Annotated in this window: 27 protein-coding genes; 7 read left to right on the top strand and 20 right to left on the bottom strand. The window is 47.8% G+C overall.

Annotated elements, in window-relative coordinates:
* Positions 1–100: 100 nt before the first annotated feature.
* The 5 genes from smpB to AR442_RS09385 all read right to left on the bottom strand — a co-directional run bounded on the left by smpB (position 101) and on the right by AR442_RS09385 (position 4461).
* On the bottom strand, positions 101–571 hold the full coding sequence (gene smpB, locus AR442_RS09405) for an SsrA-binding protein (RefSeq protein ID WP_003151688.1): 471 nt from the start codon (positions 569–571) through the stop codon (positions 101–103).
* A 139-nt stretch (positions 572–710) separates the two neighbouring features.
* On the bottom strand, positions 711–3044 hold the full coding sequence (gene rnr, locus AR442_RS09400) for a ribonuclease R (protein ID WP_022553798.1): 2334 nt from the start codon (positions 3042–3044) through the stop codon (positions 711–713).
* An 18-nt stretch (positions 3045–3062) separates the two neighbouring features.
* The gene (locus AR442_RS09395; protein WP_053285149.1) at positions 3063–3803 is read right to left on the bottom strand and encodes an alpha/beta hydrolase; all 741 of its coding nucleotides are present in this window, start codon (positions 3801–3803) and stop codon (positions 3063–3065) included.
* 118 nt (positions 3804–3921) lie between these two features.
* A complete protein-coding gene (gene secG / locus AR442_RS09390; RefSeq protein ID WP_003151681.1) occupies positions 3922–4152 on the bottom strand; it encodes a preprotein translocase subunit SecG in 231 nt (76 codons plus the stop codon).
* A gap of 123 nt (positions 4153–4275) precedes the next feature.
* Complete coding sequence (locus AR442_RS09385; RefSeq protein ID WP_087920807.1) at positions 4276–4461, bottom strand: helix-turn-helix domain-containing protein; 186 nt, start codon at positions 4459–4461, stop codon at positions 4276–4278.
* A gap of 195 nt (positions 4462–4656) precedes the next feature.
* Here AR442_RS09385 and rghR point away from each other — a divergent pair, with 195 nt between their 5' ends.
* The 3 genes from rghR (at position 4657) to AR442_RS09370 (ending at position 5921) form a co-directional block, all read left to right on the top strand.
* Complete coding sequence (gene rghR, locus AR442_RS09380; RefSeq protein ID WP_003151677.1) at positions 4657–5067, top strand: transcriptional repressor RghR; 411 nt, start codon at positions 4657–4659, stop codon at positions 5065–5067.
* 24 nt (positions 5068–5091) lie between these two features.
* The gene (locus AR442_RS09375; protein ID WP_003151674.1) at positions 5092–5523 is read left to right on the top strand and encodes a helix-turn-helix domain-containing protein; all 432 of its coding nucleotides are present in this window, start codon (positions 5092–5094) and stop codon (positions 5521–5523) included.
* Between the two features lie 80 nt (positions 5524–5603).
* Positions 5604–5921: a catDE operon transcriptional regulator CatR gene (locus AR442_RS09370; RefSeq protein WP_007613812.1), complete on the top strand. Its 318-nt coding sequence runs from the start codon at positions 5604–5606 to the stop codon at positions 5919–5921.
* Between the two features lie 98 nt (positions 5922–6019).
* Here the strand turns inward: AR442_RS09370 and AR442_RS09365 are convergent, their stop codons facing one another.
* The 9 genes from AR442_RS09365 to AR442_RS09325 form a co-directional block, all read right to left on the bottom strand.
* Complete coding sequence (locus AR442_RS09365) at positions 6020–7423, bottom strand: sensor histidine kinase (protein ID WP_014418896.1); 1404 nt, start codon at positions 7421–7423, stop codon at positions 6020–6022.
* Positions 7414–8076: a response regulator transcription factor gene (locus AR442_RS09360; RefSeq protein ID WP_003151668.1), complete on the bottom strand. Its 663-nt coding sequence runs from the start codon at positions 8074–8076 to the stop codon at positions 7414–7416. The genes AR442_RS09365 and AR442_RS09360 overlap by 10 nt, the downstream gene beginning before the upstream one ends.
* 21 nt (positions 8077–8097) lie before the next feature.
* Positions 8098–8871: a lantibiotic immunity ABC transporter MutG family permease subunit gene (locus tag AR442_RS09355; protein ID WP_053285148.1), complete on the bottom strand. Its 774-nt coding sequence runs from the start codon at positions 8869–8871 to the stop codon at positions 8098–8100.
* Positions 8868–9602: a lantibiotic immunity ABC transporter MutE/EpiE family permease subunit gene (locus AR442_RS09350; RefSeq protein ID WP_053285147.1), complete on the bottom strand. Its 735-nt coding sequence runs from the start codon at positions 9600–9602 to the stop codon at positions 8868–8870. Before AR442_RS09350 ends, AR442_RS09355 begins: the two co-directional genes overlap by 4 nt.
* A complete protein-coding gene (locus AR442_RS09345) occupies positions 9599–10312 on the bottom strand; it encodes a lantibiotic protection ABC transporter ATP-binding protein (protein ID WP_022553802.1) in 714 nt (237 codons plus the stop codon). The genes AR442_RS09350 and AR442_RS09345 overlap by 4 nt, the downstream gene beginning before the upstream one ends.
* Positions 10313–10422: 110 nt before the next feature.
* Entirely contained in the window at positions 10423–11100 is a 678-nt protein-coding gene (locus tag AR442_RS09340; protein WP_021494139.1) for an ABC transporter permease, read from the bottom strand.
* Positions 11101–11118: 18 nt separating this feature from the next.
* Complete coding sequence (locus AR442_RS09335) at positions 11119–12036, bottom strand: osmoprotectant ABC transporter substrate-binding protein (protein WP_021494140.1); 918 nt, start codon at positions 12034–12036, stop codon at positions 11119–11121.
* 14 nt (positions 12037–12050) lie between these two features.
* The gene (locus AR442_RS09330) at positions 12051–12704 is read right to left on the bottom strand and encodes an ABC transporter permease (protein WP_053285146.1); all 654 of its coding nucleotides are present in this window, start codon (positions 12702–12704) and stop codon (positions 12051–12053) included.
* Between the two features lie 16 nt (positions 12705–12720).
* Entirely contained in the window at positions 12721–13866 is a 1146-nt protein-coding gene (locus AR442_RS09325; RefSeq protein ID WP_029973568.1) for a betaine/proline/choline family ABC transporter ATP-binding protein, read from the bottom strand.
* A gap of 285 nt (positions 13867–14151) precedes the next feature.
* Between AR442_RS09325 and AR442_RS09320 the strand changes: the two genes are divergently transcribed.
* The gene (locus AR442_RS09320; RefSeq protein WP_003151660.1) at positions 14152–14685 is read left to right on the top strand and encodes a GbsR/MarR family transcriptional regulator; all 534 of its coding nucleotides are present in this window, start codon (positions 14152–14154) and stop codon (positions 14683–14685) included.
* Positions 14686–14718: 33 nt separating this feature from the next.
* On the opposite strand, the gene opuCD is transcribed toward AR442_RS09320, so the two are convergent.
* From opuCD to opuCA, 4 genes are read right to left on the bottom strand one after another with little or no spacing between them, the layout of a single operon-like run.
* Positions 14719–15393, bottom strand: a complete 675-nt coding sequence (gene opuCD / locus AR442_RS09315) for a glycine betaine/carnitine/choline/choline sulfate ABC transporter permease OpuCD (protein WP_003151658.1) — start codon at positions 15391–15393, stop codon at positions 14719–14721.
* A 17-nt stretch (positions 15394–15410) separates the two neighbouring features.
* Positions 15411–16304, bottom strand: coding sequence for an osmoprotectant ABC transporter substrate-binding lipoprotein OpuCC (opuCC, locus tag AR442_RS09310; RefSeq protein WP_101560372.1), 894 nt, complete (start codon positions 16302–16304; stop codon positions 15411–15413).
* A gap of 37 nt (positions 16305–16341) precedes the next feature.
* Positions 16342–16995: an ABC transporter permease gene (locus AR442_RS09305; RefSeq protein WP_003151654.1), complete on the bottom strand. Its 654-nt coding sequence runs from the start codon at positions 16993–16995 to the stop codon at positions 16342–16344.
* Positions 16996–17015: 20 nt separating this feature from the next.
* Positions 17016–18155: an osmoprotectant ABC transporter ATP-binding protein OpuCA gene (gene opuCA / locus AR442_RS09300; protein ID WP_053285144.1), complete on the bottom strand. Its 1140-nt coding sequence runs from the start codon at positions 18153–18155 to the stop codon at positions 17016–17018.
* Positions 18156–18415: 260 nt separating this feature from the next.
* On the opposite strand from opuCA, the gene AR442_RS09295 reads away from it, so the two are divergent.
* Positions 18416–18973, top strand: coding sequence for a GbsR/MarR family transcriptional regulator (locus tag AR442_RS09295; RefSeq protein ID WP_014418904.1), 558 nt, complete (start codon positions 18416–18418; stop codon positions 18971–18973).
* A gap of 20 nt (positions 18974–18993) precedes the next feature.
* Here AR442_RS09295 and AR442_RS09290 read toward each other — a convergent pair whose 3' ends face one another.
* The gene (locus AR442_RS09290) at positions 18994–19626 is read right to left on the bottom strand and encodes an NAAT family transporter (protein WP_025649294.1); all 633 of its coding nucleotides are present in this window, start codon (positions 19624–19626) and stop codon (positions 18994–18996) included.
* A 438-nt stretch (positions 19627–20064) separates the two neighbouring features.
* Between AR442_RS09290 and AR442_RS09285 the strand changes: the two genes are divergently transcribed.
* Positions 20065–20775: a hypothetical protein gene (locus tag AR442_RS09285; protein WP_053285143.1), complete on the top strand. Its 711-nt coding sequence runs from the start codon at positions 20065–20067 to the stop codon at positions 20773–20775.
* A gap of 40 nt (positions 20776–20815) precedes the next feature.
* Here AR442_RS09285 and AR442_RS09280 read toward each other — a convergent pair whose 3' ends face one another.
* Positions 20816–22594, bottom strand: a complete 1779-nt coding sequence (locus tag AR442_RS09280; RefSeq protein WP_014418907.1) for a zinc ribbon domain-containing protein — start codon at positions 22592–22594, stop codon at positions 20816–20818.
* 131 nt (positions 22595–22725) lie between these two features.
* On the opposite strand from AR442_RS09280, the gene AR442_RS09275 reads away from it, so the two are divergent.
* On the top strand, positions 22726–23187 hold the full coding sequence (locus AR442_RS09275) for a GNAT family N-acetyltransferase (protein WP_014418908.1): 462 nt from the start codon (positions 22726–22728) through the stop codon (positions 23185–23187).
* Positions 23188–23199 lie beyond the last annotated feature (12 nt).

Genomic DNA, 23199 nt, shown 5'->3' with positions numbered 1-23199 from the left:
CACAGGCAAATTCAATTGGGAATGTCTTCAATAAACAGCCTGTGAATCTGATGTGTGAACAGTATAGCACAGGGCATATCATCACATCAAGGCTCATGCATCAGAAGCCTTTTTGTCTGTCTCTGAACGCTCTTTCGATTTCTCTTTTGGCGTCTTTTCGTTTTAAATCTTCGCGTTTATCGTATGTTTTCTTCCCTTTTCCGAGGCCGATTAACACTTTGGCAAAGCCGTTTTTCAAATACAGCTTCAGCGGCACGAGGGAATAGCCTTTCTCTTTCGTCAGGCCGATCAGCTTATTGATTTCTTTCCGGTGCATCAAAAGCTTTCTCGTCCGGAGCGGGTCATGGTTATAGCGGTTTCCCTGCTCGTACGGGCTGATGTGCATGTTGTGGAGGAACACTTCGCCGCGTTCGATTTTCGCAAAGGAATCCTTCATGTTTACGCGGCCGGCGCGGATGGACTTAATCTCCGTTCCCTGCAGCACGATGCCTGTTTCATAGGTTTCTTCTATAAAGTAATCATGGTTTGCTTTTTTGTTTTGCGATAATACTTTGCCTGATCCTTTTGGCATGCCTTATCCTCCTCTCTCCGCAAAAACCGTTCATGTGTGCGATACGCTTTATTTTAGCAAATGGAGCGTTCCGCGACAATGAAAATGCGGCTTGCGAAAGAAAGCAAACAGAGCATTTTGCCCCATTTGCTTTTCGCATTTACTTCTTCTTTTTGCGTTTTTGTTTCGGCGCGTTTTGGAAACCGCGTTTTTTCTTTTTCTTCTTCGGTTTTGTAAACCATTCCCCTTTTTCCTCCGATTTCGGCGGTGAAGCCGGGGTATTGCTGTTTAACACGCGTTTCCGCGCCGGTCTGCCTCGTTTTCTGCGGTCGCCTGTTGTTTCTCTCGGACGGCGGGTGCCTTTCATGCCGACAATTTCAAAGTCGATGTTTCTCTCATCTTTATTGACGTCGACGACTTTGACCGTGATTTCGTCTCCGATGCGGTAAACGTTGCCCGTGCGTTCACCGATCATGGCGAAATGCTGCTCGTCAAAACGGTAATAATCATCCGTCATAAAGCTGACGTGCACAAGCCCTTCAATCGTATTCGGCAGCTCGACAAACATTCCGAAATTCGTGACGGAACTGATCATGCCGTCAAACTCCTCGCCGATTTTATCAAGCATATATTCCGCTTTTTTCAGATCGTCCGTTTCCCGCTCGGCGTCAACGGCGCGCCGTTCCATCGTTGACGTATGGTCAGCAATTTCCGGAAGGCGTTCGGCCCACTTTTCTTGAGTCGCTTCGTCCGATTGTCCGTTGATCAAATACGTTCTGATCAGCCTGTGAACGATTAAGTCAGGATAACGGCGGATCGGCGATGTGAAGTGCGTATAAAATTCAGTCGCCAGCCCGAAATGGCCCAGGCTTTGCGGGTCGTATTTCGCCTGCTTCATGGAACGGAGCATGACGGTTGAAATCACCGTTTCTTCCGGACGGTCCCGTACTTCATCAAGAATGCTTTGCAGCGCGCGCGGGTGAATGTCTCCGGCTTTCCCTTTGACGATATAACCGAATGTCGTGACGAACTCCAGAAACTTTTGCAGTTTTTCGGCGTTCGGCTCTTCGTGAATCCGGTAAATAAACGGCACGTTCATCCAATGGAAGTGCTCGGCCACCGTTTCGTTTGCGACAAGCATGAATTCTTCGATCAGCTTTTCCGCTACTGAGCGCTCTCTGATGACGACGTCTTTTACGGCGCCTTCCTTATCGACGAGCACCTTCGCCTCTTTGAAATCAAAATCCACGGCGCCGCGGTCCATCCGTTTCGCCCGGAGAATTTCCGCCAGACGTTCCATGTCTTTAAACATCGGGACGAGCGGCTCATATCTTTCTTTCAGCTCGGCGTCGTCTTCTGTGAGGATCCGGTTGACATCTGAATAGGTCATTCTTTCCGTCGTTTTAATGACGCTTTGGAAGATCTCGTGCTCTGTTACCTGCCCCTGCTGGTTGATTGTCATTTCGCAGGAAAGCGTCAGCCGGTCGACCTTCGGATTTAAAGAACAGATTCCGTTAGACAGTCTGTGCGGAATCATCGGAATGACCCGGTCAACCAAGTACACGCTTGTCCCTCTTTCCAGCGCTTCTTTGTCAATCGGGGAATTCTCCGTGACGTAATGGCTGACGTCGGCAATATGAACGCCGAGCTTGTAGCTGCCGTTATCAAGCTTTGTCACGGTGACGGCGTCATCCAGATCCTTCGCATCCGCGCCGTCAATGGTGACAATGACCTGATCGCGGAGATCACGGCGGTCTTTGATGTCTTTTTCATCGATGGTATCGGGCGTGCTTGTTGCCTGCTCCATCACTTCAGCCGGAAAGTCCCCCGGCAGGCCGTGCTTATGGATAATTGATAAAATATCGATCCCCGGATCATTTTTATGGCCGAGTATTTCAACGATTTCTCCTTCGGCGTTCATTCTGCCTTCAGGGTAGCTTGTCAGTTTGACGACGACTTTATGGCCTTCCGCAGCGCCGTTATTGGCATGTTTCGGAATAAAAATATCACTCGTGATTTTCTTATCATCCGGGATGACAAAGCCGAAGCTTTTCGTTTCTGTGTATGTGCCCACGACGCGGTCGATGCTTCTTTCCAGGATGCGGATGACCGTGCCTTCCTGTCTCGATCCGCTTGACTGGGAATTGAGCCGCACCATAACGATATCGCCGTTCATGGCCGTATTCAGCTCATTCGGCGGAATAAACACGTCGCTTAAAGAGGTATCCTCCGGCAATAGAAACGCGAATCCCTTTGCATGCGCGGAAATTTTTCCTTTTACTAAATTCATTTTTTCCGGAAGCCCGTAGCGGTTGCTTCTGGTGCGGACGATCTGTCCCGTCTCCTCGAGCGCCACCAGCGCTTTTACCAGCTCTTTAAATTCATCTGCTTCCGTGATGTTCAGCATCTCCTCGAGTTCCTGAACGGTAAGGGGCTTGTACGCCTCTTCCTTCATAAACGCGAGAAGACGGTCCATAAACGCTTCTTTTTCCATTATTCGACCTCCTGTTTGTTACCAATCGAGTTTCTCTAAAAATTCGTACACATCGTGATGAACGAGGTCCCGTTCTTTATCGAGCGTGATGACATGGCCTGATTCTTCATACCATTTCAGCTGTTTGTCGTCCGTTTCCACCTCGTTGTAAATGATGTTCGCACTTTCTGTATTGATCATATGGTCATGCCGTGCCTGAACCACAAATGTCGGGGAATAGATCATGTCGACGTTTTTGCGCACATCGGCAATCAGCTCTTGAAGCGATTTGAGCGTATTCATCGGTGTTTTTTCAAACTCCTTCATTTCCTTTTCAATCTGCTCCGGCTGTTTTCCTTCGAATTTTTTATAATTGCGCGCGTAGGAAAGAACTCCTTCGTACATAACCTCTTCACTTTTAATGTGCATCGGCGCACACATAGGAACAATTCCCTTTATGGGTACAGTGTAACCCAATTTCAATGAAAAAACCCCGCCAAGCGACAGTCCGCAGGCCGCAATGTTTTCATAGCCTTCAGACCGTAAATATTCATAACCGTCCATGACGTCTTTCCACCAATCTTCAGGCCCCGTATGTACCAGCTCTTCCGGCGGAACGCCGTGCCCTTTATATTGAGGCGCGTGACAAGTGTAGCCGCGCTCATTCAAGTAGCGGCCGAGCATTCTGACGTCTGCCGTATTTCCCGTAAATCCGTGCAGCAGAAGCACCGCTTTGTCTCCGCCTTTAAATGTAAATGGTTTTGGTGTCACAATTTTCATGCTCATAACCCCTTTTTTGCACATTCAATTTAGTTTTCCACAGTTTTGCGAGAAACAAACGCCGTCTCTCAACAAGAAAAAGGCCTGATATTAAATCAGACCTTATACAAACATTGCCTTATACGATATACGCCAGCGAAATCGTCAACACGAAAAACAAGACTGCCAGCACAACGGTTGTGCGGTGAAGAATCAGATCAAGGCCCCTTGCTTTCTGTTTTCCGAAAAGCTGCTCCGCCCCGCCTGAAATTGCACCCGATAAACCGGCGCTTTTGCTGGTTTGAAGCAATACGACAATAATAAGTGCAATACTGACGATAACCAATAAGGTAATCAATAATGTGTGCATCCCATACACCTCCAGACTGACTGGCCTACATTGCTTCTATTTTACATGAAAAACAAAGGCATGTCACGCCGTATCGGTGCACATCATGTCAGAAAAACGGAAATGCGTTTGAATCTTCCATCATCATTGACTTTTGTCAACAAAGTCGTAGTAAAAAAGATCTTCAAATTTCATGTCAAAGTAATAGAGCATTTTTCCGATGACCAGCTGTCCCGGCCTCCGCTCTCCATTCAGTACACGGCTCAGTGTGGCGGGAGATATTCCGATCTCCAGGGCGAGCTGGTTTAACGAGTAGTCATTATTGACCATATACTGCAGCACATAATCTCTTCTGATCTGTATCTTTTCGACCACTTTCTTCACCTTCCGTTCTGTCAAATACTTTCTTTCTTATACATAAGATACGGCTTTTGTTAACTTTTGTCAATACTTTTCCAGCCTGGCTATTCCCTTTAGTCAATAAACATACTAGAATATAAATAGACCGCGGGAGGGGGAGAGACTGTGGAAAGCTTCGGGAAACAATTGCGGACATTGCGGGAAAAAAGGCATCTGACAGTGAACCAGCTGGCAACGTATTCAGGCGTCAGCGCCGCGGGAATCTCGCGGATTGAAAACGGCAAACGCGGGGTGCCGAAACCTGCAACCATTAAAAAGCTTGCAGATGCGTTAAAAATCCCGTATGAGGAACTGATGCAGACGGCGGGATACATAGAGACCGTCCAGGAAACGAGAGCCCCGTACGACACGGGCTGCACCTTGCTGGAAAAAGCCGAAACGTATGAGCTGCATGATTTATCCCTATTGGAGCGGGAGAACTGGCGGCACCTGTCGAAAGAAGACTTGGTTCTGCTTGATAAATACTTTGCGTTCTTATCGGCGGAAGCCAAAAAAAGAACAAACGAAGACTCATGACTTTGCACATGTGAGGCGATCTTATTGAACACATTCGGAAAGCAATTAAGAGAGCTGCGCCGCGCCCGGAAGCTTACCGTCAATCAGCTTGCCGTCTATTCCGGTGTCAGCTCGGCGACCATTTCCAGAATTGAAAACGGGCACCGCGGCATTCCTAAACCCGCGACCATCAGAAAATTGGCGGACACATTAAAAATTCCGTACGAGGAGTTAATGGCGCGGGCCGGACACATCAAGGCATTTCAGGAGGAAATCCGCGAAACATCCGAAAGCTATCAATCCATCTGCGCCATCTATCAGACCGCCGTTGACAGAGGCGCGGAGCATCTGCCGCTGTTTGACAGCAAAAAGTGGCAGCACTTCACAAAAGAAGATATTGAAAGCGTCAGCAAATACTTTGATTTTATCGCGGCTGAAGCGAAAAAGCGCTCCCCGGATTCCTCATCCTCTTTTTGATTCCCTCCCAACTTAACGAGCGCCAGACATACGTTCCCTCCGATTTTGCGGTATAATAGCAGAAGACGAGGTGAAAAAGCATGAACCAATCAGAAATGTGCCCCAGATTCGAAAAAGCGGTCGACATCCTAAGTAAACGCTGGGTGGCTCTAATCGTCTTTCAGTTATTGAACGGACAGCAGCGATTTAGCGAAATTGAAGCGGCGCTTCCGAATTTAAGCGGAAGAGTCTTGTCAGAACGTCTGAAAGAACTTGAAACAGAAGGTGTCATCAAACGGGATGTTATCCCCGAAACGCCTGTCCGCATTGAGTATTCATTAACGGAAAAAGGCTGCGCATTAGCCCCTATTTTAGAGGAAATTTCCAAGTGGTCTTCACAATGGATTGATCCTTCCTGATAAACTCTTTTCCGCATAAGCGGCTGATCTCTCAAACGGGCAGCCGTTTTTATTTTTGCCTTTCTCAAAGAAACATGGAAACAGAAAAAAACAAGCCCTCATACGTGCAGGGCTTGTTTTTGTCTGACGCCTTCCAGCGGAATTCGAATCTCCGCCCGGGCTCCTCCAGACTCCTGATTTTCAAGTATTAATTCGCCGTGGTGAAGATGTACGACATGATGGGCGAATGTAAGCCCCATGCCGTGATGCCCCGCCGAATGTCTGCTTTTATCCTCCGTGTAAAAAAGCTGTGTCGCTCTTTTCAGCGCTTCCGGCGAGAACCCGCTTCCGCTGTCGGATACGGCAAGATGGAGGGCGGAATCGGTGCACAGGACGTCCACACGGATTTCTCCTCCTTCCGGCGTATAGTCGACGGCATTTGCCGCGATATTCATGACCGCCCTGTGGAGCAGCTCATGATCGATCGGCGCTTCTTTTCGGTCACTTCCCCGTTCGCTGAGGACGAGATCAATCTGCTTCGGCCCCGCAAGCGCCGCCGCGTCACGATATATGTTTTGAATCCACTCTTTGAGGTCAGTATATTCCACATGAACGGCAACTGCCTCCTCCGCTTTGGAAAGCTGGATCAGCTGTCCGACATAATGCTCGATTTTGTTTCCGGCATCCAGAATATACTGCGCATATTCCGCCTGCTCCTCATCAGGCTCTGTTAACTGAAGCAGCTCGGCATTTCCTTTAATGATCGTTGCCGGAATTTTAATATCATGCGCAAGCGCGCCGATCTGTTCTTTCTTTATCCGTTCCGCCTCCCACTGCGCCGCCAGAGATGCTTGAAGCGCGTCTTTCATTTTCAGCAGAGAGTCAATGACATCGTCAAATTCTTTTATACGCGACCTTTTTGGATTGATATTTAAATTCTGTTTTTGAATGCTTGCCGTAATGGAGCTGAGTGTGCTGAAATGCCGTCTCAGCTGATTGGCGAAACGCGTCGTCACGATAAAAACGGTCAAAAGAAGCAAAGTGATCAGAATCGTAAGACCCGTCCATTCATAATTCGGCAGATAGCGCCTTAACAGCGGCGACTGAAATTCCGACCTGAGTGAATATTGGAGAACGCCGTATTCATCTTTCCGATTTATCACCATGAATCCTTTTTGAGCATAATTAAAATACGGCTGATGCTGAATCTTTTTTCTGGCGTTGGCCGCATCTTGTTCCGTCATCGTTCCTTTCGTCATCCGCTTTGTTTTTTTATCAAAAACGGCGTATGTCATACCTGCGGGGATCATGTCTTCTGTTATTTTTTCCGCTGATTTCAGGCGGGGTTTGATCTGTTCCGCCTCATGCTCGCTGTAGTTTGCGGGCAGGATCGCTCCGGCATTCATGGCAATGGCATTTAAGGCGACGCATAATGCCGCCACCCCCATCGTGCTCAGACACAGCGTGATGGTAAATTTGACAAGCTCTTTGCGGATGCTGGATTTTCCTTTTGCTATTCCCATTTGTATCCGACACCCCACACCGTTTTGATCGGATCAGCCCCGTGTTCTTTACATTTTTTCCGGATGGTTCTGATAAACTCCGTAATGGTTGAATAGAGCGCATCGCCGTCCAAGCCGTACACTTCCTCGTAAATCTGCTCCCGTGAGAATGTTCTGTTTTTATGCTGTGCCAGAAATTCAACGATTTTATATTCGTTTTTCGTAAGAGGCAGTTTCCGGTCATCCATCCACACTTCTTTATTGTCAAAATCAAACATGAAGCCTGATATCAGCCGTTTCGTCTGATGCTTCTCACGCCGTTCCCTTCTGACATGCGCGTTTACCCTTGCCATCAATTCCTGTACGCCGAACGGCTTTGTGATGTAATCATCAGCGCCTGTCATGAGGCCTTTCACAATGGATTCTTCGTCAGACTTTGCCGTTAAAAACAGGATCGGGCTGTCCACCAGCGGCCGAATCCGCCGGCAGAGTTCAATCCCGTCCGTTCCGGGCATCATGACATCGAGAAGAATCAAATCATAGCCTTGAAAAAAATCCAATGACTGATCCTCCGCTTTTTCCAGAATCGTTACTGTATGCTGATCACGCTGTAAAATATTTCTGATCAGAACGAGAATATCTTTTTCATCATCAATTGCTAAAATGTTTGCCACCGGCCGAATCGCTCCTTGCCTTTATTCATATGAACGCCGCCCTTCCCATCTTCTGCACCAATAGAGGCCGGCCAGACTTAATATCACTATAGAAAAATATAACATTATTTCTCCGAATCTCATATCGTATCTTACATAAGGGAGGAACTCTTTTTTGACTTTGTCAAAATGCAGCAGTCCTGCAAGGCCTGAAAGCCGCACGCTCCATGCCCACGGGAAAAAACGCCAGATGATATCGCCAAGTCCCGTATTCATGAGCGCCGCCATTAATAATCCCGCACCCCCTAAAAGCCCGGACGGTCCCATGCCGTACTTTACGCCGACAAAAAAAGACATCATATAAAGCGGAATACTGCCGGCAATCAGCCACGCCCCTCCTTTTAAAAACGTAAGATAGGGGAGATCATTGATGTGAAGAACAAATTTCATCCCCGCCAAATAAAGACAGATGGCGAGACCTGCCGATAACACATTCAATAGGAGCAGCAAAAGCAGCTTGCCCGCAAAACTGACGATTTTCGAATACGGCGCCGCCAGCATCATCTGAAAATGGCCCGCCTGTTCCTCGACGGAGGCAGACATGCCGCAGACAATACTGATGATGAAAGGGTATAAAACGGCAATCGCGCTGAAGAAGACGCTGTACAGCACATAAGGCTCCTGAATCCTTCCATACATCATATATAACAGGAAAAATCCCGCGCATACGGCCGGCGCCGCAACATGCATCCATATGAGCGGCGTGCGCTTCATTTTTAATACATCGGCCCACATATATCGTAAAAGCACGGTCATGACCGGTTTCCCCCTTTTGAAAAAGACACTGCGGAAACAAAACTTATCGCGATAAAAGAAAGAATAGAAAGAATAATAGCCGGAATGATCACGTTTCCGTTTAATAAGCCGCTGTCTGCGGGAAGCGGAATTCCGTTCGGATGGATCCCAAGAATCGGTGACATCACCCGGACTGACCAGCTCCATGGGCTCAGCCACCACAATGAACCGGACGCCGGCACAATACCCAAAACAAAAGCGGCGATCATATTCACGAGAATGACTGCCGTAAATCCGAACTGTCTGGCAATCCATAAGCAGAACGGAATTTCCCAAAGCGTCGTCAGCCATAAAAGGGAGCCTGCTTCAACGCCTTTCAGCTGCAGCGCAGCAATTCCCGGAAATACAAGGCCAAGTAAAAACATGATGATGAAAAAAACGATTTGCGACAGGAGTGAATACAGCGCGATCAAGCTTATTTTTGAGAGCCATATGCTTTTTAAACCTGCCGGCAATGAGTACACCGCGCGGTCATTCGCAGATTTTTTCTCTTTTTTAACAGATAAACCGCACATTAGAGCAATCATGAGCGGCATGAAAATAACCGCCCACCAATTGAACGTGCCCGTCATAAAATAAGCCGTATTCAGCAGAAAAGAAAAAGCCGTGTTCAGAAGCGGAATCAGAATGATGAGCTTTCTGATAAATGTTCTTTTAGATGTAAGATGTTCCGCCTGCATGTACTGAATCATTTTCCTGTCCCCGCTTTCTCCCGTGTTGATTTGACTACCTCCAGAAACAACTGCTCCAGATCATCTTCCCGGCTGATTTCTCCCTGATATCCTAAAACGCCGTCACTGATGATCCCGATATGGTCTGCGATCTGCTCGACTTCTGATAACAGATGGCTTGATAAAATAACCGTCATGCCCTGTCCGGGGAGGGAGCGGATAAATTCCCGCAAATCCTGAATTCCCATCGGGTCCAATCCGTTTGTCGGCTCATCAAGAATTAAGAGCGACGGACGGCTTAATAATGCTAACGCAATGCCGAGACGCTGTTTCATTCCCATGGAAAATTGTCCGGCGCGCTTTTTTCCGGTTCCCGTTAATCCCGTGATTTCCAGCACTTCCGCAATTCTTGAATCAGGCAGTCCGAGCATCACGCAGCGGACTTTCAGATTTTCAGCGGCTGTCAGGTTGCTGTAAAGCGGCGGCGCTTCAATCAGGGAACCGATGCTTTTCAAGTCTTCGCGCTTCCATGTATGTCCGTCGAACAGGACCTCGCCGGATGTTTGCTGCAGCATGCCGGTCAATATTTTAAGTGTCGTTGATTTTCCCGCGCCGTTCGGACCGAGCAGGCCGTATATACTGTTGCGTTTTACTGATAGAGACACATCAGCCACTGCCTGTTGTCTGCCGAATGATTTTTGCAGCTGTCTCGTTTCTATGATGTTGCTCATTTGATTACCCCTCTGCTTTGTTATTTGATAAGTAAGACTTTACAGCGCAGTTATCAAAATTTAATCAAGAAATCAAAAAAAGCATCCTTCCCGCGGAAGAATGCTTTTTTTCATGAGGCTGAGCGTACGATCAGCTTTCTTTTTTGTTTTTTCACCGGGCTGAGGGCTCGTTCCAGCCACGCCATCAGCAGGTCTGCGGCCACCGCCATCAGCGCGGTCGGGATGGCGCCCGCCAGAATAATGGCGGTTCCGTTTGTCGCGTTCGACCCTCTGACGATCATATCGCCGAGGCCGCCCGCCCCGACGAAGGTGCCGATCGCCGTGATGCCGATGGCAATGACGAGCGCCGTTCGGAGCCCCGCCATAATGACGGAAAGCGCAAGCGGCAGCTCCACCATACGAAGGATTTGGTATTTCGTCATGCCCATCGCTTTTCCCGACTCGAGATAAGCGTGCTCGATATTGATAATGCCCGTGTGCGTATTTCTGAGAATCGGCAGCAGGGAATACAAAAACAAAGCCGTGATGACCGTATTGGCGCCGAGTCCCATGACAAGCATCAGGACGGCGAGCATCGCCAGTGCCGGAACGGTTTGAATCACATTCGCCACAGCAAACACCCAGCCGGAGAGACGCCCGTGCCTTGCTGTCACAATTCCGGCCGGAATGGCGAAAACGGCGGCGAAAACGACGCCGTACGCCGACATGAGAAAGTGCCGCCAGCACTCATACAGAACATAGCTGCCGTTTTGAGCGTAATACGTAAACAGCTCCTTCATCGTGTCCATCCGCACATCTCCTTTCCGTTATTCAAAGTAATGATGTTTTTCTAAATATTCCTTGGCCACGACGGACGGCTCTTTTAATCGGCCGTCAACTTCGTAATTCATTTTCTGCATCATCTTTGTATCAATCGCGCCGATCATTTTATTGATCACGCCCTCCAGTTCGGGATGCTCTTTTAATACTTGATCCGGAACGACGGGTGAACAGTCATACGGAGGAAAGAACTGCTTATCATCCTTCAGCGTTTTCAGTCCGTAAGCGATGATTCTTCCGTCGGTGGAATAAGCGAGCGCGATATCCATCTTTCTGCTTTTCAGCGCGTCGTAAACGAGGCCGATCTGCATCGGATACGTGCCTTCAAATGACATTCCGTATGTTTTCATAAAATCCTGATATCCGTTGCCTCTCAGCTTCATCCAGTAGTTATCTACGCCGAATTTCAGATGAGACGCTTCTTTTTTGACATCGGATACCGATTCTAAATGGTACTTGCGGGCAAGCTGTCCGGAAACGGTAAAGACGTATGTATTATCAAAGCCGTAAGAATCAAACCATTTCATGTCATATCTGCTTTGAAATTCACGCTGAACGAGCCGCAGCGCTTTGTCCGGGTCTTTTTCCGGCTCCATGCGAAGCGTCCCGGTCAGCGCGTCACCTGTATAGCGCGTAGCGGCGATATCAATATCACCGTTGATCAAGGATTGCTGCTGTACGGCGTTGGAACCGAGATTTTTAATAACGGATGTTTTCAACCCGCTGTGATGTTCGATCATCTGTCCGAGCATGCTCGCGATGATTTCTGATTCGGTCATGCTTTGCGCGCCGATTTTAATGGTATCCTCCGATGCGGCGCTCAATCCCGGGAGCGAGCATCCGCCAAGGAGCAGCATGCCGATACAGGCGATTGCGAGCAGCCGTTTTTTGCATCTATTCCCCATGAGAGACCTCCTCCTTATGTAGCATCCTTTATGCTCTTCAGCCCGTCAGGCGTGACTTTCCGTTCTGTCATCCCCAGCATGTAATCGACGGCTGCCGCCAGCACTGTGACCGGAACGGCGCCTGCGATAATATACTCCGGCTGATAAAGGTTCAAGCCGATAAAAATGTAATCTCCCAGCCCGCCTCCGCCGATAAAGGAGGCGAGTGTCGCCCAGCCGATTAAATAAATCGAAGACGTTCTGATGCCCGCCATGATGACCGGAGCGGCAAGCGGGAGCTCTACAAGCCTGATCTGCTCCCATGCCGTCATGCCGATTCCTTTTCCCGATTCCAGAAGATGCCGATTGACGCCGAGAATCCCCGTATACGTGTTTCTGAGAATCGGCAGCATGGAATAGAAAAACAGCGCCGCAACGGCCGGGACCTTTCCTACGCCTAAAAGCGGAATAAAAAACGCAAGAATGGCAAGGCTCGGCAAGGTTTGAATGATGTTGACGATGCCGATGACGGCGCCGGCTCCTCTTTTCATCCTCGTCAGCAGGACGCCGAGCGGAACGGCGGCGAGAATGCCCGCCATGACGGCGATTAATGAGATGTACAGATGCTCCCATGTTTTATAAAGCATCTCTCCTCCATTTGCCTGTAAAAATTGCACGGTCTGATTCATATCAATTGAAGCCTCCTCATGACATCACCGCGAGCTGATTCTCTTCTCCCCAGATGGAGTCATAGACGATGTCAACGAGGCTTGCCCTTGTCACGATTCCCGTTAATCGGCCGGCTTCATCAAGGACCGGCACAAATTTCATGCCTCTTTTTAAAATTTTATGGACGGCGTCGCGGAGCAGAGTGCCGCTTCTGACCGTGTACAGATCCCGTTCAAGCACTTCCGCGACGGTTACCGCTTGTCTTCGATTGCGGTCAATCATCTCCACATCGACATAACCTTGGAGAACGTTCTTTTCATCAATGACGAGCAGCGAATCCACCCGCTCGGCACGCATCAGCTGAATGGCGGCTGACAGTGTTTTCTCAGGTGTTACCGTCACGGGATCGGGATTCATGATCTGCTCCACCCGTTCAATATCAGGGCTGGATGATTGGATCAGCCGTTCCTTGCCGATAAACTCCTCAACAAATTCATTCGCCGGAAATCTGAGAATCTCATCAGGCGTTCCGGCCTGGACGATTTCTCCCGCTTTCAGAATGACGATTCTGTCCGCTAGCTTGATGGCTTCATCCATATCATGGGTAACAAATACGATGGTTTTATGTAAGGTTTTTTGCAGTTTTTTAAATTCTTCCTGAAGGGAATCTCTCGTAATCGGGTCAAGCGCCCCGAACGGTTCATCCATTAAGATGAGCGGCGGCTCTGCGGCAAGTGCCCGTAATACACCTATTCGCTGCTGCTGTCCTCCGCTCAGTTCATGAGGGTAACGGTCTAAATATTCAGGCCCCATATCAACGAGCTTTAAAAGCTCCCGCGCCCGTTCCTTCCGTTTTTCGGCAGGATGCTTTAAAAGCTTCGGAACGAGCGTAATGTTCTGCTGAATGGTCATATGCGGAAACAGCCCGATCTGCTGGATGACATAGCCGATGCTTCTTCTGAGTTCCACCGGGTCTTGTTCCATAATGTTTCGGCCTTCTATCAGGATTCTGCCTTCTGTCGGTTCAATTAAGCGGTTGATCATTTTCATCGTCGTCGTTTTGCCGCAGCCGCTCGGTCCGATAAAACAAATAAATTCGCCTTTGGCGATATTCAGGTTGATGCTGTTGACGGCTTTTTTCCCGCCTTTATACATTTTCGAGACATTTTCTAATGTCAGCAAACACTCACACCTCCATGATTAAGTTTATTCAATTCGTTAAATTCAAATTTAACTTTTCAGACAATTGAACGTTTCCCATTATAAATTAAACTTTGTAAATTAAAAAGTTTACAATTTGTCCATATTATATATAAAGGTTGTGTAAGCACTGATTAACCCGTATTGACCGGCAAAGTTCTTCTTATTGCTCCGGATTACTGCCAAATTCTCTCGGAAGAGCATTTCCGCCGGTTTAAAAATGTGGTATATTGACATCGGAATTGCTGACTGAAAGGATTGAAACTGTTGGAGAAAGATCCGTTACACGTAATCGAACAAGCTGAAGATCATTTGATAGAACGAATCGCTGAAAATATGCATACATTCGGAATGCCCGCGACGGTGGGGCGCATTTTAGGCATTATTTATATGAACCGCAAGCCGATGACCTTAACTGAATTATCAGAAGCGACCGGCATGAGCAAGACGAGAATGAGCCAGGCGGTCCGTGAAATGCTTGACGTCAATCTGGCGGAAAAAGTGTTTGAAAAAGGCGTCCGCAAAGATTTATACGACGTCGAGCAGGATTATTACCAAACCTTTATTACGCTGTTTACGGCCACATGGAGCAAGGTCGTCAGCAAAAATAAAATGATGCATAAAAAGCTGAACCGCGAACTGACAGCCGTCCTTGAAAACGGCGTGCCGGAAGAAGCTGAGGAAAAAATCAACGAACTGCTGAAAGAATTAAAGGATTGGCTTGATTACTACAACTGGATCAGCCGCCTGATCGAGTTTTTTGAAAGCGAAGAAATTTTCAAGCATGTTCCGAAGCCATAAGAAAAAAACGCCCTGACCCGCAAGGCGTTTTTTTCATGCCGCATTCGGCGCTTTGGTTCGTTTTTTCTTTCTCACCGGACTCAGCGCCCGCTCCAGCCATGCCATCACAAGATCTGCGATAACGGCCATCAGCGCTGTCGGAATGGCGCCGGCCAAAATAATCGCGGTTCCGTTCGTGGCGTTTGAGCCCCTGACAATGATGTCACCGAGTCCGCCCGCGCCGACAAACGTACCGATTGCCGTAATGCCGATCGCGATGACGAGCGCCGTCCGCAGCCCCGCCATGATGACGGAAAGCGCAAGCGGCAGCTCCACCATGCGGAGCACCTGAAATTTGGTCATGCCCATCGCTTTTCCCGATTCAAGATAAGCGTGTTCAATGCTGGCGATTCCCGTGTACGTATTCCGGATGATCGGAAGAAGCGAATATAAAAACAGCGACAATATCACCGTATTGGCGCCGAGCCCCATGACGAGCATCAGCACCGCAAGCATCGCAAGCGCCGGCACGGTCTGAATCACGTTTGTCACCGCGAATACCCAGCCGCTTAATGTTCTGTACCTGGCAATGAAGATGCCGAGCGGAACCCCGACGATCGCCGCAAATAAAACGCCGTATACCGACATGAGAAAATGGCGGTAAAACTCCTGAAGCACATAGGCGCCGTTTTGAGAATAATAAGTGCCGAGCTGCTGCAGCACTTCCATTTGCCCCACCTCATTTCTTATTCAAAATAATGATGTTTCTCCAAAAATTCTTTAGCGACGACGGACGGTTCTTTCAGCTTGCCGTCCACCTCGTAATTCAATCCCTGCATCGTTTCCGTATCAATTTTGCCGACCAGTTTATTCACAATGCCCTTCAGTTCAGGATGCTGCTTCAGCACGCTGTCGGGAATGACCGGCGAACAGTCATACGGCGGGAAAAACTGCTTGTCGTCTTTTAAAATTTTCAGATCGTACGCTTTGATCCGTCCGTCCGTTGAATAGGCGAGGACGGCATCCATTTTCCCGTTTTTCACGGCATCGTATACAAGTCCGATCTGCATCGGATAGGTTGTGCCGAATTCAAAGCCGTACGTGTCGATAAAGCCTTTATAGCCGTCACCTTTTCTTTTCAGCCACGCATTGTCTACACCGAGCTTAAATTGATCCGCATGCTTCTTAATATCGGACACTTTGTCTAAATGATCTTTTTCCGCAAGCTCTTTCGTGACGGTAAAAGCGTATGTGTTCTCAAATCCGTAAGAATCAAACCATTTGTAATGGAAGCGTTTCTCAAATTCCTTCTGGACGATGGCTAATGCTTTTTTCGGGTCTTTTTCCGCTTCCATGCCGAGGGTGCTCGTTAAATCCGTTCCCGAGTAGCGCGTCGCGGCGATATCGATTTCACCGCCGAGCATCGCCTGCTGCTGGACATAGTTCGATCCGAGGTTTTTAATTAATGCCGTATTCAAGTCTGTATTGTGTTCAATCATCTGTGCGATCATATTGGCGATAATTTCTGATTCCGTCATGCTTTGCGCCCCGATTTTGATCGTATCATCGGAAGCCCCGCTCAGGCCGGGAAGGGAACAGCCGCCTAGAAGCAGAGCAGCCGACAGCGCCAGTGCGCACATCCATCTCTTTTGATTTCTTTTCAAAACAGCCAACTCCTTATGATACTTCCTTCAGTCCTTTCAGCCCTTTCGGCGTCACCTTCCGTTCCGTCGCCGCCAGCAGATAATCAATGATAATGGCTAAAATGGTGACGGGCACGGCGCCGCCGATAATATATTCAGGCTGATAGAGATTCAGGCCGATAAAAATATAGTCTCCGAGCCCGCCGCCCCCGATAAAGGAAGCAAGCGTCGCCCAGCCGATCAGATAAATGGTGGATGTGCGGATGCCTGCCATGATCACCGGAACCGCAAGCGGCAGTTCCACAAGCCTGATCTGCTCCCAGACCGTCATCCCGATGCCTTTTCCCGATTCCAGCAGATTTTTGTTTACGCCTTGAATGCCTGTATACGTGTTCCGGAGAATCGGCAGCACCGAATAGAAAAACAGCGCGACGATCGCGGGCACCTTTCCCACGCCTAACAGCGGGATAAAAAATGCCAGTATCGCGAGACTCGGCAAGGTCTGCACAATGTTGACGGCGCCGATGACGGCGCCTGCGCCCTTTTTCATTCTCGTCAGCGCCACTCCGAGCGGAACGGCGACGACAATGCCTAATATGACGGCGATGATCGAAATGTATAAATGCTCCCACGTTTTATATAACAGTTCTCCGCCGTTCGTCTGCAAAAACTTGATCATTTCATTCATTGTAAGCGTTCCTCCCCTTGTCAGCCTGTCACCAGCTGGTCTTCCTCGCCCCAGATTGAATCGTAAACGATGTCGACAAGGCTCGCCCGCGTGACAATTCCGACTAAATGCCTTTGTTCATCAACGACGGGTACATATTTCATTCCGCGCTTTAAAATTTTGCGTACGGTATCGCGCAGCAGTGTCCCCTGCTCGACCATATACAGATCAGAGCGGAGCACGTCGCCGACGAGGCTCGCTTTTTTCCGGTTCTGATCAATGATCTCGACATCGACATACCCTTGCAGCACATTCAGGTCATCAACGACAAGCAGGGAATCGACACGGTGCTCCCGCATCACCTGTATCGCCTGCGAAAGCGTTTTGTCCGCCGTAACGGTGACAGGCTTTTTGTTCATCATCTGCTCGACGCGTTCAATGTCCGGTCTTGATTGCAATAACCGTTCTTTGCCGATAAATTCTTCGACAAACTCATTAGCCGGATTCCGGAGAATGTCATCAGGAGTGCCGGCCTGAACGATCTCTCCCGCTTTTAAAATGACGATCCGGTCAGCCAGCTTAATAGCTTCATCCATATCGTGTGTTACAAACACAATCGTTTTATTCAATGTTCTTTGCAGTTTTTTGAATTCTTCTTGAAGGGAATCCCGCGTAATCGGATCAAGCGCTCCGAACGGTTCATCCATAAGAATAAGAGGCGGTTCCGCTGCAAGGGCGCGCAGCACGCCGATTCTCTGCTGCTGTCCGCCGCTCAGCTCGTGAGGATAGCGGTCTAAATATTCCGGGCCCATATCGACGAGCTTCAAAAGCTCCCGCGCCCGTTCCTTCCGCTTTTGTTCCGGCCATTTCAGCAGTTTCGGCACGAGGGAAATGTTCTGCTGAATGGTCATATGAGGGAAAAGTCCGATCTGCTGAATGACGTAGCCGATTTTCCGTCTCAGCTCCACCGGGTCCTGCTCCATAATGTTTTCGCCATCGATAAAAATCTTTCCGGATGACGGCTCAATCAGTCTGTTAATCATTTTCATCGTCGTCGTTTTTCCGCAGCCGCTCGGCCCGATAAAACAAATAAACTCGCCTTTTTCGATATTTAAATCAATGCTGTTGACAGCTTTTTTTCCGCCTTTATAGACTTTCGATACATTTTCTAATCTCAGCAATCCGTGCACCTCCGAAGGGTTCCGTTATTTTTCTGAAAAGTATAATCTTTATTATAAGATGAAATTTGTAAAATAAAAAGTTTACAATGTGTTGAAATTATATACAATATACGTATTTTTTCATGTTATCCCGCTGACAATGCGGATGTTCTTACAATCGCTCCCGATAGCTCGCATATCCTGCCGCATCATCTTTTTCATCAACTGTAAAAAATATGATATATTGTCAGCATGAAAAGCCAGTGAAGGGATGATCAGCCGTGGAAAAAAACGCTCTTGATATCATCGGGCATGCTGAAGAGCATCTCATTGAGAGAATCGCCGAGAATATGCATACATTCGGAATGCCGGCCACACTTGGACGTGTGCTCGGTATTATTTATATGAACCGCAAGCCGATGACGTTAAATGAGCTGTCAGAGGCGACCGGGATGAGCAAAACGAGGATGAGCCAGGTGGTCCGCGAAATGACCGATGCCAATCTGGCTGAAAAAGTGTTTGAAAAAGGCGTTCGGAAAGACCTTTACGACGTCGAGCGTGATTATTACCAGACGTTTATCTCCCTGTTTACGGCAAATTGGACAAAGGCGGTCAGCAAAAACAAAATGCTCTATAAAAAGCTGAACCGCGAGCTGACTGAGCTTCTGGAATCGGAAAATCTCAGTCCCGATATTGAAGAAAAAGCCCGTCAGCTTTTGGATGAACTGACGGATTGGCTCCATTATTATGACTGGCTGAGCCGTTTGATAGAATTTTTTGAGAGTGAAGAAGTGTTTCAGCATGTGCCGAAAATAGAAAAAAGCAGCACCCGAAGATAACCGTGCGCTGCTTTTTTAAGTCAGGAAACCAATATCGGGAACATGCCTTTCAGACCGGCGCCGATCATGCCGATCGCCACCACCGCCAAAATCAGCCCCATCAGTCGGGTAATGACGTTCATTTCGGTTTTCCCGAGCTTATTGCTGATGAAAGATGAATAGTGAAAGAAGATAAACGTCATCGCGATGACGGCCGCAATGCCGATAAGCACGCTGATGTAATGGATGATGCCGCCATGGCCGGCCGATAGACTCATCACCGTCGCGATCGTACCGGGTCCGGCGATAATCGGAATCGACAAAGGCGTCACGGATATATCAGCTTTCTCCTTGCTCTCCCCTTTCTCTTCATGATGGAGAGACTGTACATGAGATTTCTTCGCGTTCAGAAGATTATAAGCGATGCCGAAAATAAAAATGCCGCCCGCAATACGTAAGGCATGAATGTTAATGTCAAACAGTTTAAAGATCAGATGGCCGAAGATTAAAAAAGCCGCCAAGATGATAAACGACAGCACGGAAGCCTTGCGCGCAATCGCTGTCCGTTCTTTCTCCGAATACCCTTCCGTCAGTGAAAGAAAAATCGGCACGTTTCCGATGGGATTGGAGACTGCAAACAGTGAAATGAAGACATGAATGATGAATGAAAACATGCGTACCTCCTTATGGCTTGCGGTTATTGAGTTATGTTTTGTTCTCCGCTGTTTCTTATGCATGGTTTTTACCCCGGGGCCTGCTTTTTATAACCTCAGCCGGACGGTCCGGAAACAGAAAAAAACCGTCCTTGTAAGGACGGTTTTTTCTGTTTGCTATCTCCATAAGCCTTTTCCGAATTTCAACAGCCGATAAAGCATTTTCAATTTTTTTAGCATGCGTTAATTTCCTTTTTCACTCTGAATCAATGCGCCGAGAGACATGATATCTATCAGCTCCATTAAAATTCTACCATAATGGGTACTTTTTCTCTATTATCAATTCATAGAGAAAGTGATTTGTATATCTTTAGAAAACTCCGTTACATCCGCCCTATTTTCTTTTATAATGTAAATATTGAACAAAATCCCTATATTACTTGTAAAAGGAGTTTTAGAATGTATTGTTCTCAATGCGGCCATCATACTGATGGCGGAAAGTTTTGTGAAAAGTGCGGTGCGCCCCAGCCCGGGCAGGGAGGCGCAGGCCAAACGCAAGGCCAGGCCGCTCAGGCCGGCGCTGCGGCTAAGCAGGCTTCAAAGCAATTTGCCTTATTCGTGCTTGATGTGTTAAAGAGACCGTACCAAACATGTAAAACGACAGGCGGCGAACAGCTTGTCAGCAGCATCATCAACATGGTGCTTTTCTGCCTGGTGACGCCGATTATGTTTTATATTCTCCTATCAGACGGCTTTCGTGACGTCAGTTTTACCGCGGTTGTGATCAAACCGGCGCTTACCTTTGCATTAAGCGTTTTCTGCCTGTATCTCTTGATTTTTATCGCTTTGAAGGCCGGCGGCGCGCAGGTGTCATTTAAAGATTCGCTGTCCAGATTCGGGGCCTTTTTGATTCCGTTTACAGCTATTTTGCTTCTTGCCCTCATTTTTATGCTGCTTCATACAACCGTTTGCTTCACCATTCTGGCTGTCGGTCTTTTAGGAGCGGCGTTTGCCGTGCCTCCGCTCATGCTGGCGAGCTATCAGCATCAGCTCACTACTAAGGCGGATATCATTTATTCTGTTATCGTCATCTATTTGATCATTTGCGTAACGTTTCAATTCACGATCAAGCATTATATAAAAGAACTCATGAATTATTTCTTCTTTTAAAAACGGAAACCCCCGCCGCCTGATTGGCACGGGGGTTTTTTTATTGAATGGATGTTAAATAAATTCTTCCGTCTTTAACAACGCCGCCATACGTCCAATTGTATGTTCTGAGCTTCGGACTGCCGCCGGCTTTCGTAATATAAAACTCCTCGTACGTATGAATCGTCAGATGAGAGCCTTTCTGTGAAAAGCTTTTGACATTCACTTCATTAAATACTTCGGTCGTCCCCTCGCTGTGCAGTTTTTTGACCAGTTTCTGCTGATCAGCATACAAAGGGCTTCCCTCTTCTAAATTGCCCGCCATGATGGCAAAATTGTTAAGGCTGACGGCGCTTGATTGATTTGTCAGGTAATCAGTCATAAACGATGTGACTTGCTCGTTTGTCACGCTGCCTGAAGCTGTATTTCCTTTGGATGATGCCCATGCGGATGTATAGGTATTCGGCTGGTCATTTTTTATTTTTTTTACATTTGTCCCAGAAGAATCTGAGGCAGGGTCAGCTTTTTCGAAAACCCATTTTTTATGTTTTGTATCATATGAGAGTACATAGTGAAAACTCGGCTCAGCCTCTTCCATATCAGGCTTCGTATTCCCGTCGAAATAAGCAGACTCATGAAGCTCTTTACCCGTAACAGTTACTTGCCAGCGGCCGTTCTCTTGAGAAATCGCAAATGAATCCAGATCAAAGCTTGTCTCTTTATACTGATCCTTCAAAAAGGTGCCGGAACTCTTCATGCCGGATACCACTTCTTTCGTCTGCTCTTTCCAGGCGGAACCAGCCTCGGTCATCTGATCGGTATTTCCGTCTGCCATCGCTTTTGTATACTGCTTCGTTGCTTTGACAATCGTGTCCATGATTGTTTGTTGTGTATCTTGATCCGGGATAAGCGTTAAGTCCACATCAGTACTGTTGATCGGAACATCGGCAGTTTTCATTTTCCCCCAAGGAAAATCAGCCTCCACGGCGGCTGTCATGGAACCGTCAGTTAAGAGCGGACCGTATGTAACGGATGTAAACGGATCTTTATGGACGGACTTGCCGTTTATCAGCAGATCGCCTTTCGCGCTTTTGAAGCTGTCTGCCGGAGTGAATGTCACATCCTCGGCGTCTAACGGCAGGTCAAACTCAACATTCCGGCTGCCGGCCGCCTCTGCCTCTTGCTTTTTGACAACGTCAACCGTCTCATTTTTAAGCTTGGCTTCCGCCGTGTAGACACCGGGTGCATACGGGCCGAAGATTTGGGTTTCATCGGCTTTTTTGACCGTACCTGTTTTCTCGCTGTTGATATAAAGATCGGCGCCTTTATAATTGCTTGTGACGCGGAAATAAACCGGATCGACTTTCAGTTCGTAATGGTCAAACAAAAGAAGGGTTTTTCCCTCTTTTTTGACGTATACCGCATCTTTTTCTGATGAATTGCCGCGAAGCGATGCCAGCAGTTCATCGTGTTTCTTTGCGTATGCAAGGAGCGGTTTGACATTGGTCTCATTCAGCTTCAGTTTTTTGTCTGAAGGAGTGAGCAGGGCTGCGAGCTTTTTCGTGTCCCCGTCATGAACCGCCTGTTCGAATTGATCTGTGAGCCTTTTTTCAGATGTCAGCCAGGCTCCGGTTTTATATGCGGCAATCAATAAGATCAGCGCTGCGGCAATGCCTCCCCATAGGAAGAGCGTTTTTTTAGGGATCGGCTTTCTCGGCTGTGATGCGGATTCAGCCGCCTGCCGCTCCAGCCGGCTTCCTTTCCCGATCGGTTTTCCGCATTCTTTACAGAAATGCGCCTCTTCGTTGTTCTGCTGGCCGCAATACTTACAAAAAAACATGACTTTCCTCCTATTCAATCTGCAAAACTTGTATAACTTTTCCTATGTTTCATATTTTATAATAAAGTAGAATGATTTTGGAGTTATTTTGAAAAATAGCTGTCGATCATAACGGAGGAGGAGAAACGGACATGCAAAAACTGAGCATCCGAAAAGCCGCGGAGCCGGATGAAGCGCTGTATGAACTATTGCTGCTGGCCGATCCGTTGAAAGAGATTGTCGATGATTATCTTGTAAGAGGAGAATGCTATACGGCTTGGACGTCAGACGAGCTTGCAGGGGTCTTCGTCCTTTTGAAAACAAGACCAAAAACAGTAGAAATCGTCAATATTGCGGTGAAAGAATCAATGCACAACAATGGCATCGGCAGAAAGCTCATAGAAGAGGCCGTGAATAAGGCAAAACAAATGGGAGCGGCGACTATTGAAATTGGAACGGGCAACTCCAGTATAGGCCAGCTTGCCCTTTACCAAAAATGCGGCTTCAGACTTCAAGCCATCGACCATGATTTTTTCATCAGGCATTATGAAGAGGAGATTTTCGAAAACGGGATACAGTGCCGCGACATGGTAAGGCTTTATGCAGATATATAAAAAAACCTCCCC

This window comes from Bacillus velezensis (genome assembly GCF_001461825.1).
GTDB lineage: Bacteria > Bacillota > Bacilli > Bacillales > Bacillaceae > Bacillus > Bacillus velezensis.
This window is presented reverse-complemented; position numbering and strand designations above follow the sequence as displayed.

Bases quoted from the DNA above. Each gene is read 5' to 3' on its own strand.
- AR442_RS09330 (WP_053285146.1), bottom strand. From the start codon at position 12,704: ATGAATCAGACCGTGCAATTTTTACAGGCAAATGGAGGAGAGATGCTT.
- AR442_RS09290 (WP_025649294.1), bottom strand. From the start codon at position 19,626: ATGTTTTCATTCATCATTCATGTCTTCATTTCACTGTTTGCAGTCTCC.
- AR442_RS09340 (WP_021494139.1), bottom strand. From the start codon at position 11,100: ATGGACACGATGAAGGAGCTGTTTACGTATTACGCTCAAAACGGCAGC.
- AR442_RS09350 (WP_053285147.1), bottom strand. From the start codon at position 9,602: ATGATTCAGTACATGCAGGCGGAACATCTTACATCTAAAAGAACATTT.
- rnr (WP_022553798.1), bottom strand. From the start codon at position 3,044: ATGGAAAAAGAAGCGTTTATGGACCGTCTTCTCGCGTTTATGAAGGAA.
- AR442_RS09395 (WP_053285149.1), bottom strand. From the start codon at position 3,803: ATGAAAATTGTGACACCAAAACCATTTACATTTAAAGGCGGAGACAAA.
- smpB (WP_003151688.1), bottom strand. From the start codon at position 571: ATGCCAAAAGGATCAGGCAAAGTATTATCGCAAAACAAAAAAGCAAAC.
- secG (WP_003151681.1), bottom strand. From the start codon at position 4,152: ATGCACACATTATTGATTACCTTATTGGTTATCGTCAGTATTGCACTT.
- AR442_RS09285 (WP_053285143.1), top strand. From the start codon at position 20,065: ATGTATTGTTCTCAATGCGGCCATCATACTGATGGCGGAAAGTTTTGT.
- AR442_RS09370 (WP_007613812.1), top strand. From the start codon at position 5,604: ATGAACCAATCAGAAATGTGCCCCAGATTCGAAAAAGCGGTCGACATC.
- AR442_RS09385 (WP_087920807.1), bottom strand. From the start codon at position 4,461: ATGGTCAATAATGACTACTCGTTAAACCAGCTCGCCCTGGAGATCGGA.
- opuCC (WP_101560372.1), bottom strand. From the start codon at position 16,304: ATGTGCGCACTGGCGCTGTCGGCTGCTCTGCTTCTAGGCGGCTGTTCC.
- AR442_RS09365 (WP_014418896.1), bottom strand. From the start codon at position 7,423: ATGGGAATAGCAAAAGGAAAATCCAGCATCCGCAAAGAGCTTGTCAAA.
- AR442_RS09355 (WP_053285148.1), bottom strand. From the start codon at position 8,871: ATGACCGTGCTTTTACGATATATGTGGGCCGATGTATTAAAAATGAAG.
- AR442_RS09345 (WP_022553802.1), bottom strand. From the start codon at position 10,312: ATGAGCAACATCATAGAAACGAGACAGCTGCAAAAATCATTCGGCAGA.
- opuCD (WP_003151658.1), bottom strand. From the start codon at position 15,393: ATGGAAGTGCTGCAGCAGCTCGGCACTTATTATTCTCAAAACGGCGCC.
- AR442_RS09335 (WP_021494140.1), bottom strand. From the start codon at position 12,036: ATGGGGAATAGATGCAAAAAACGGCTGCTCGCAATCGCCTGTATCGGC.
- AR442_RS09275 (WP_014418908.1), top strand. From the start codon at position 22,726: ATGCAAAAACTGAGCATCCGAAAAGCCGCGGAGCCGGATGAAGCGCTG.
- AR442_RS09305 (WP_003151654.1), bottom strand. From the start codon at position 16,995: ATGAATGAAATGATCAAGTTTTTGCAGACGAACGGCGGAGAACTGTTA.
- AR442_RS09280 (WP_014418907.1), bottom strand. From the start codon at position 22,594: ATGTTTTTTTGTAAGTATTGCGGCCAGCAGAACAACGAAGAGGCGCAT.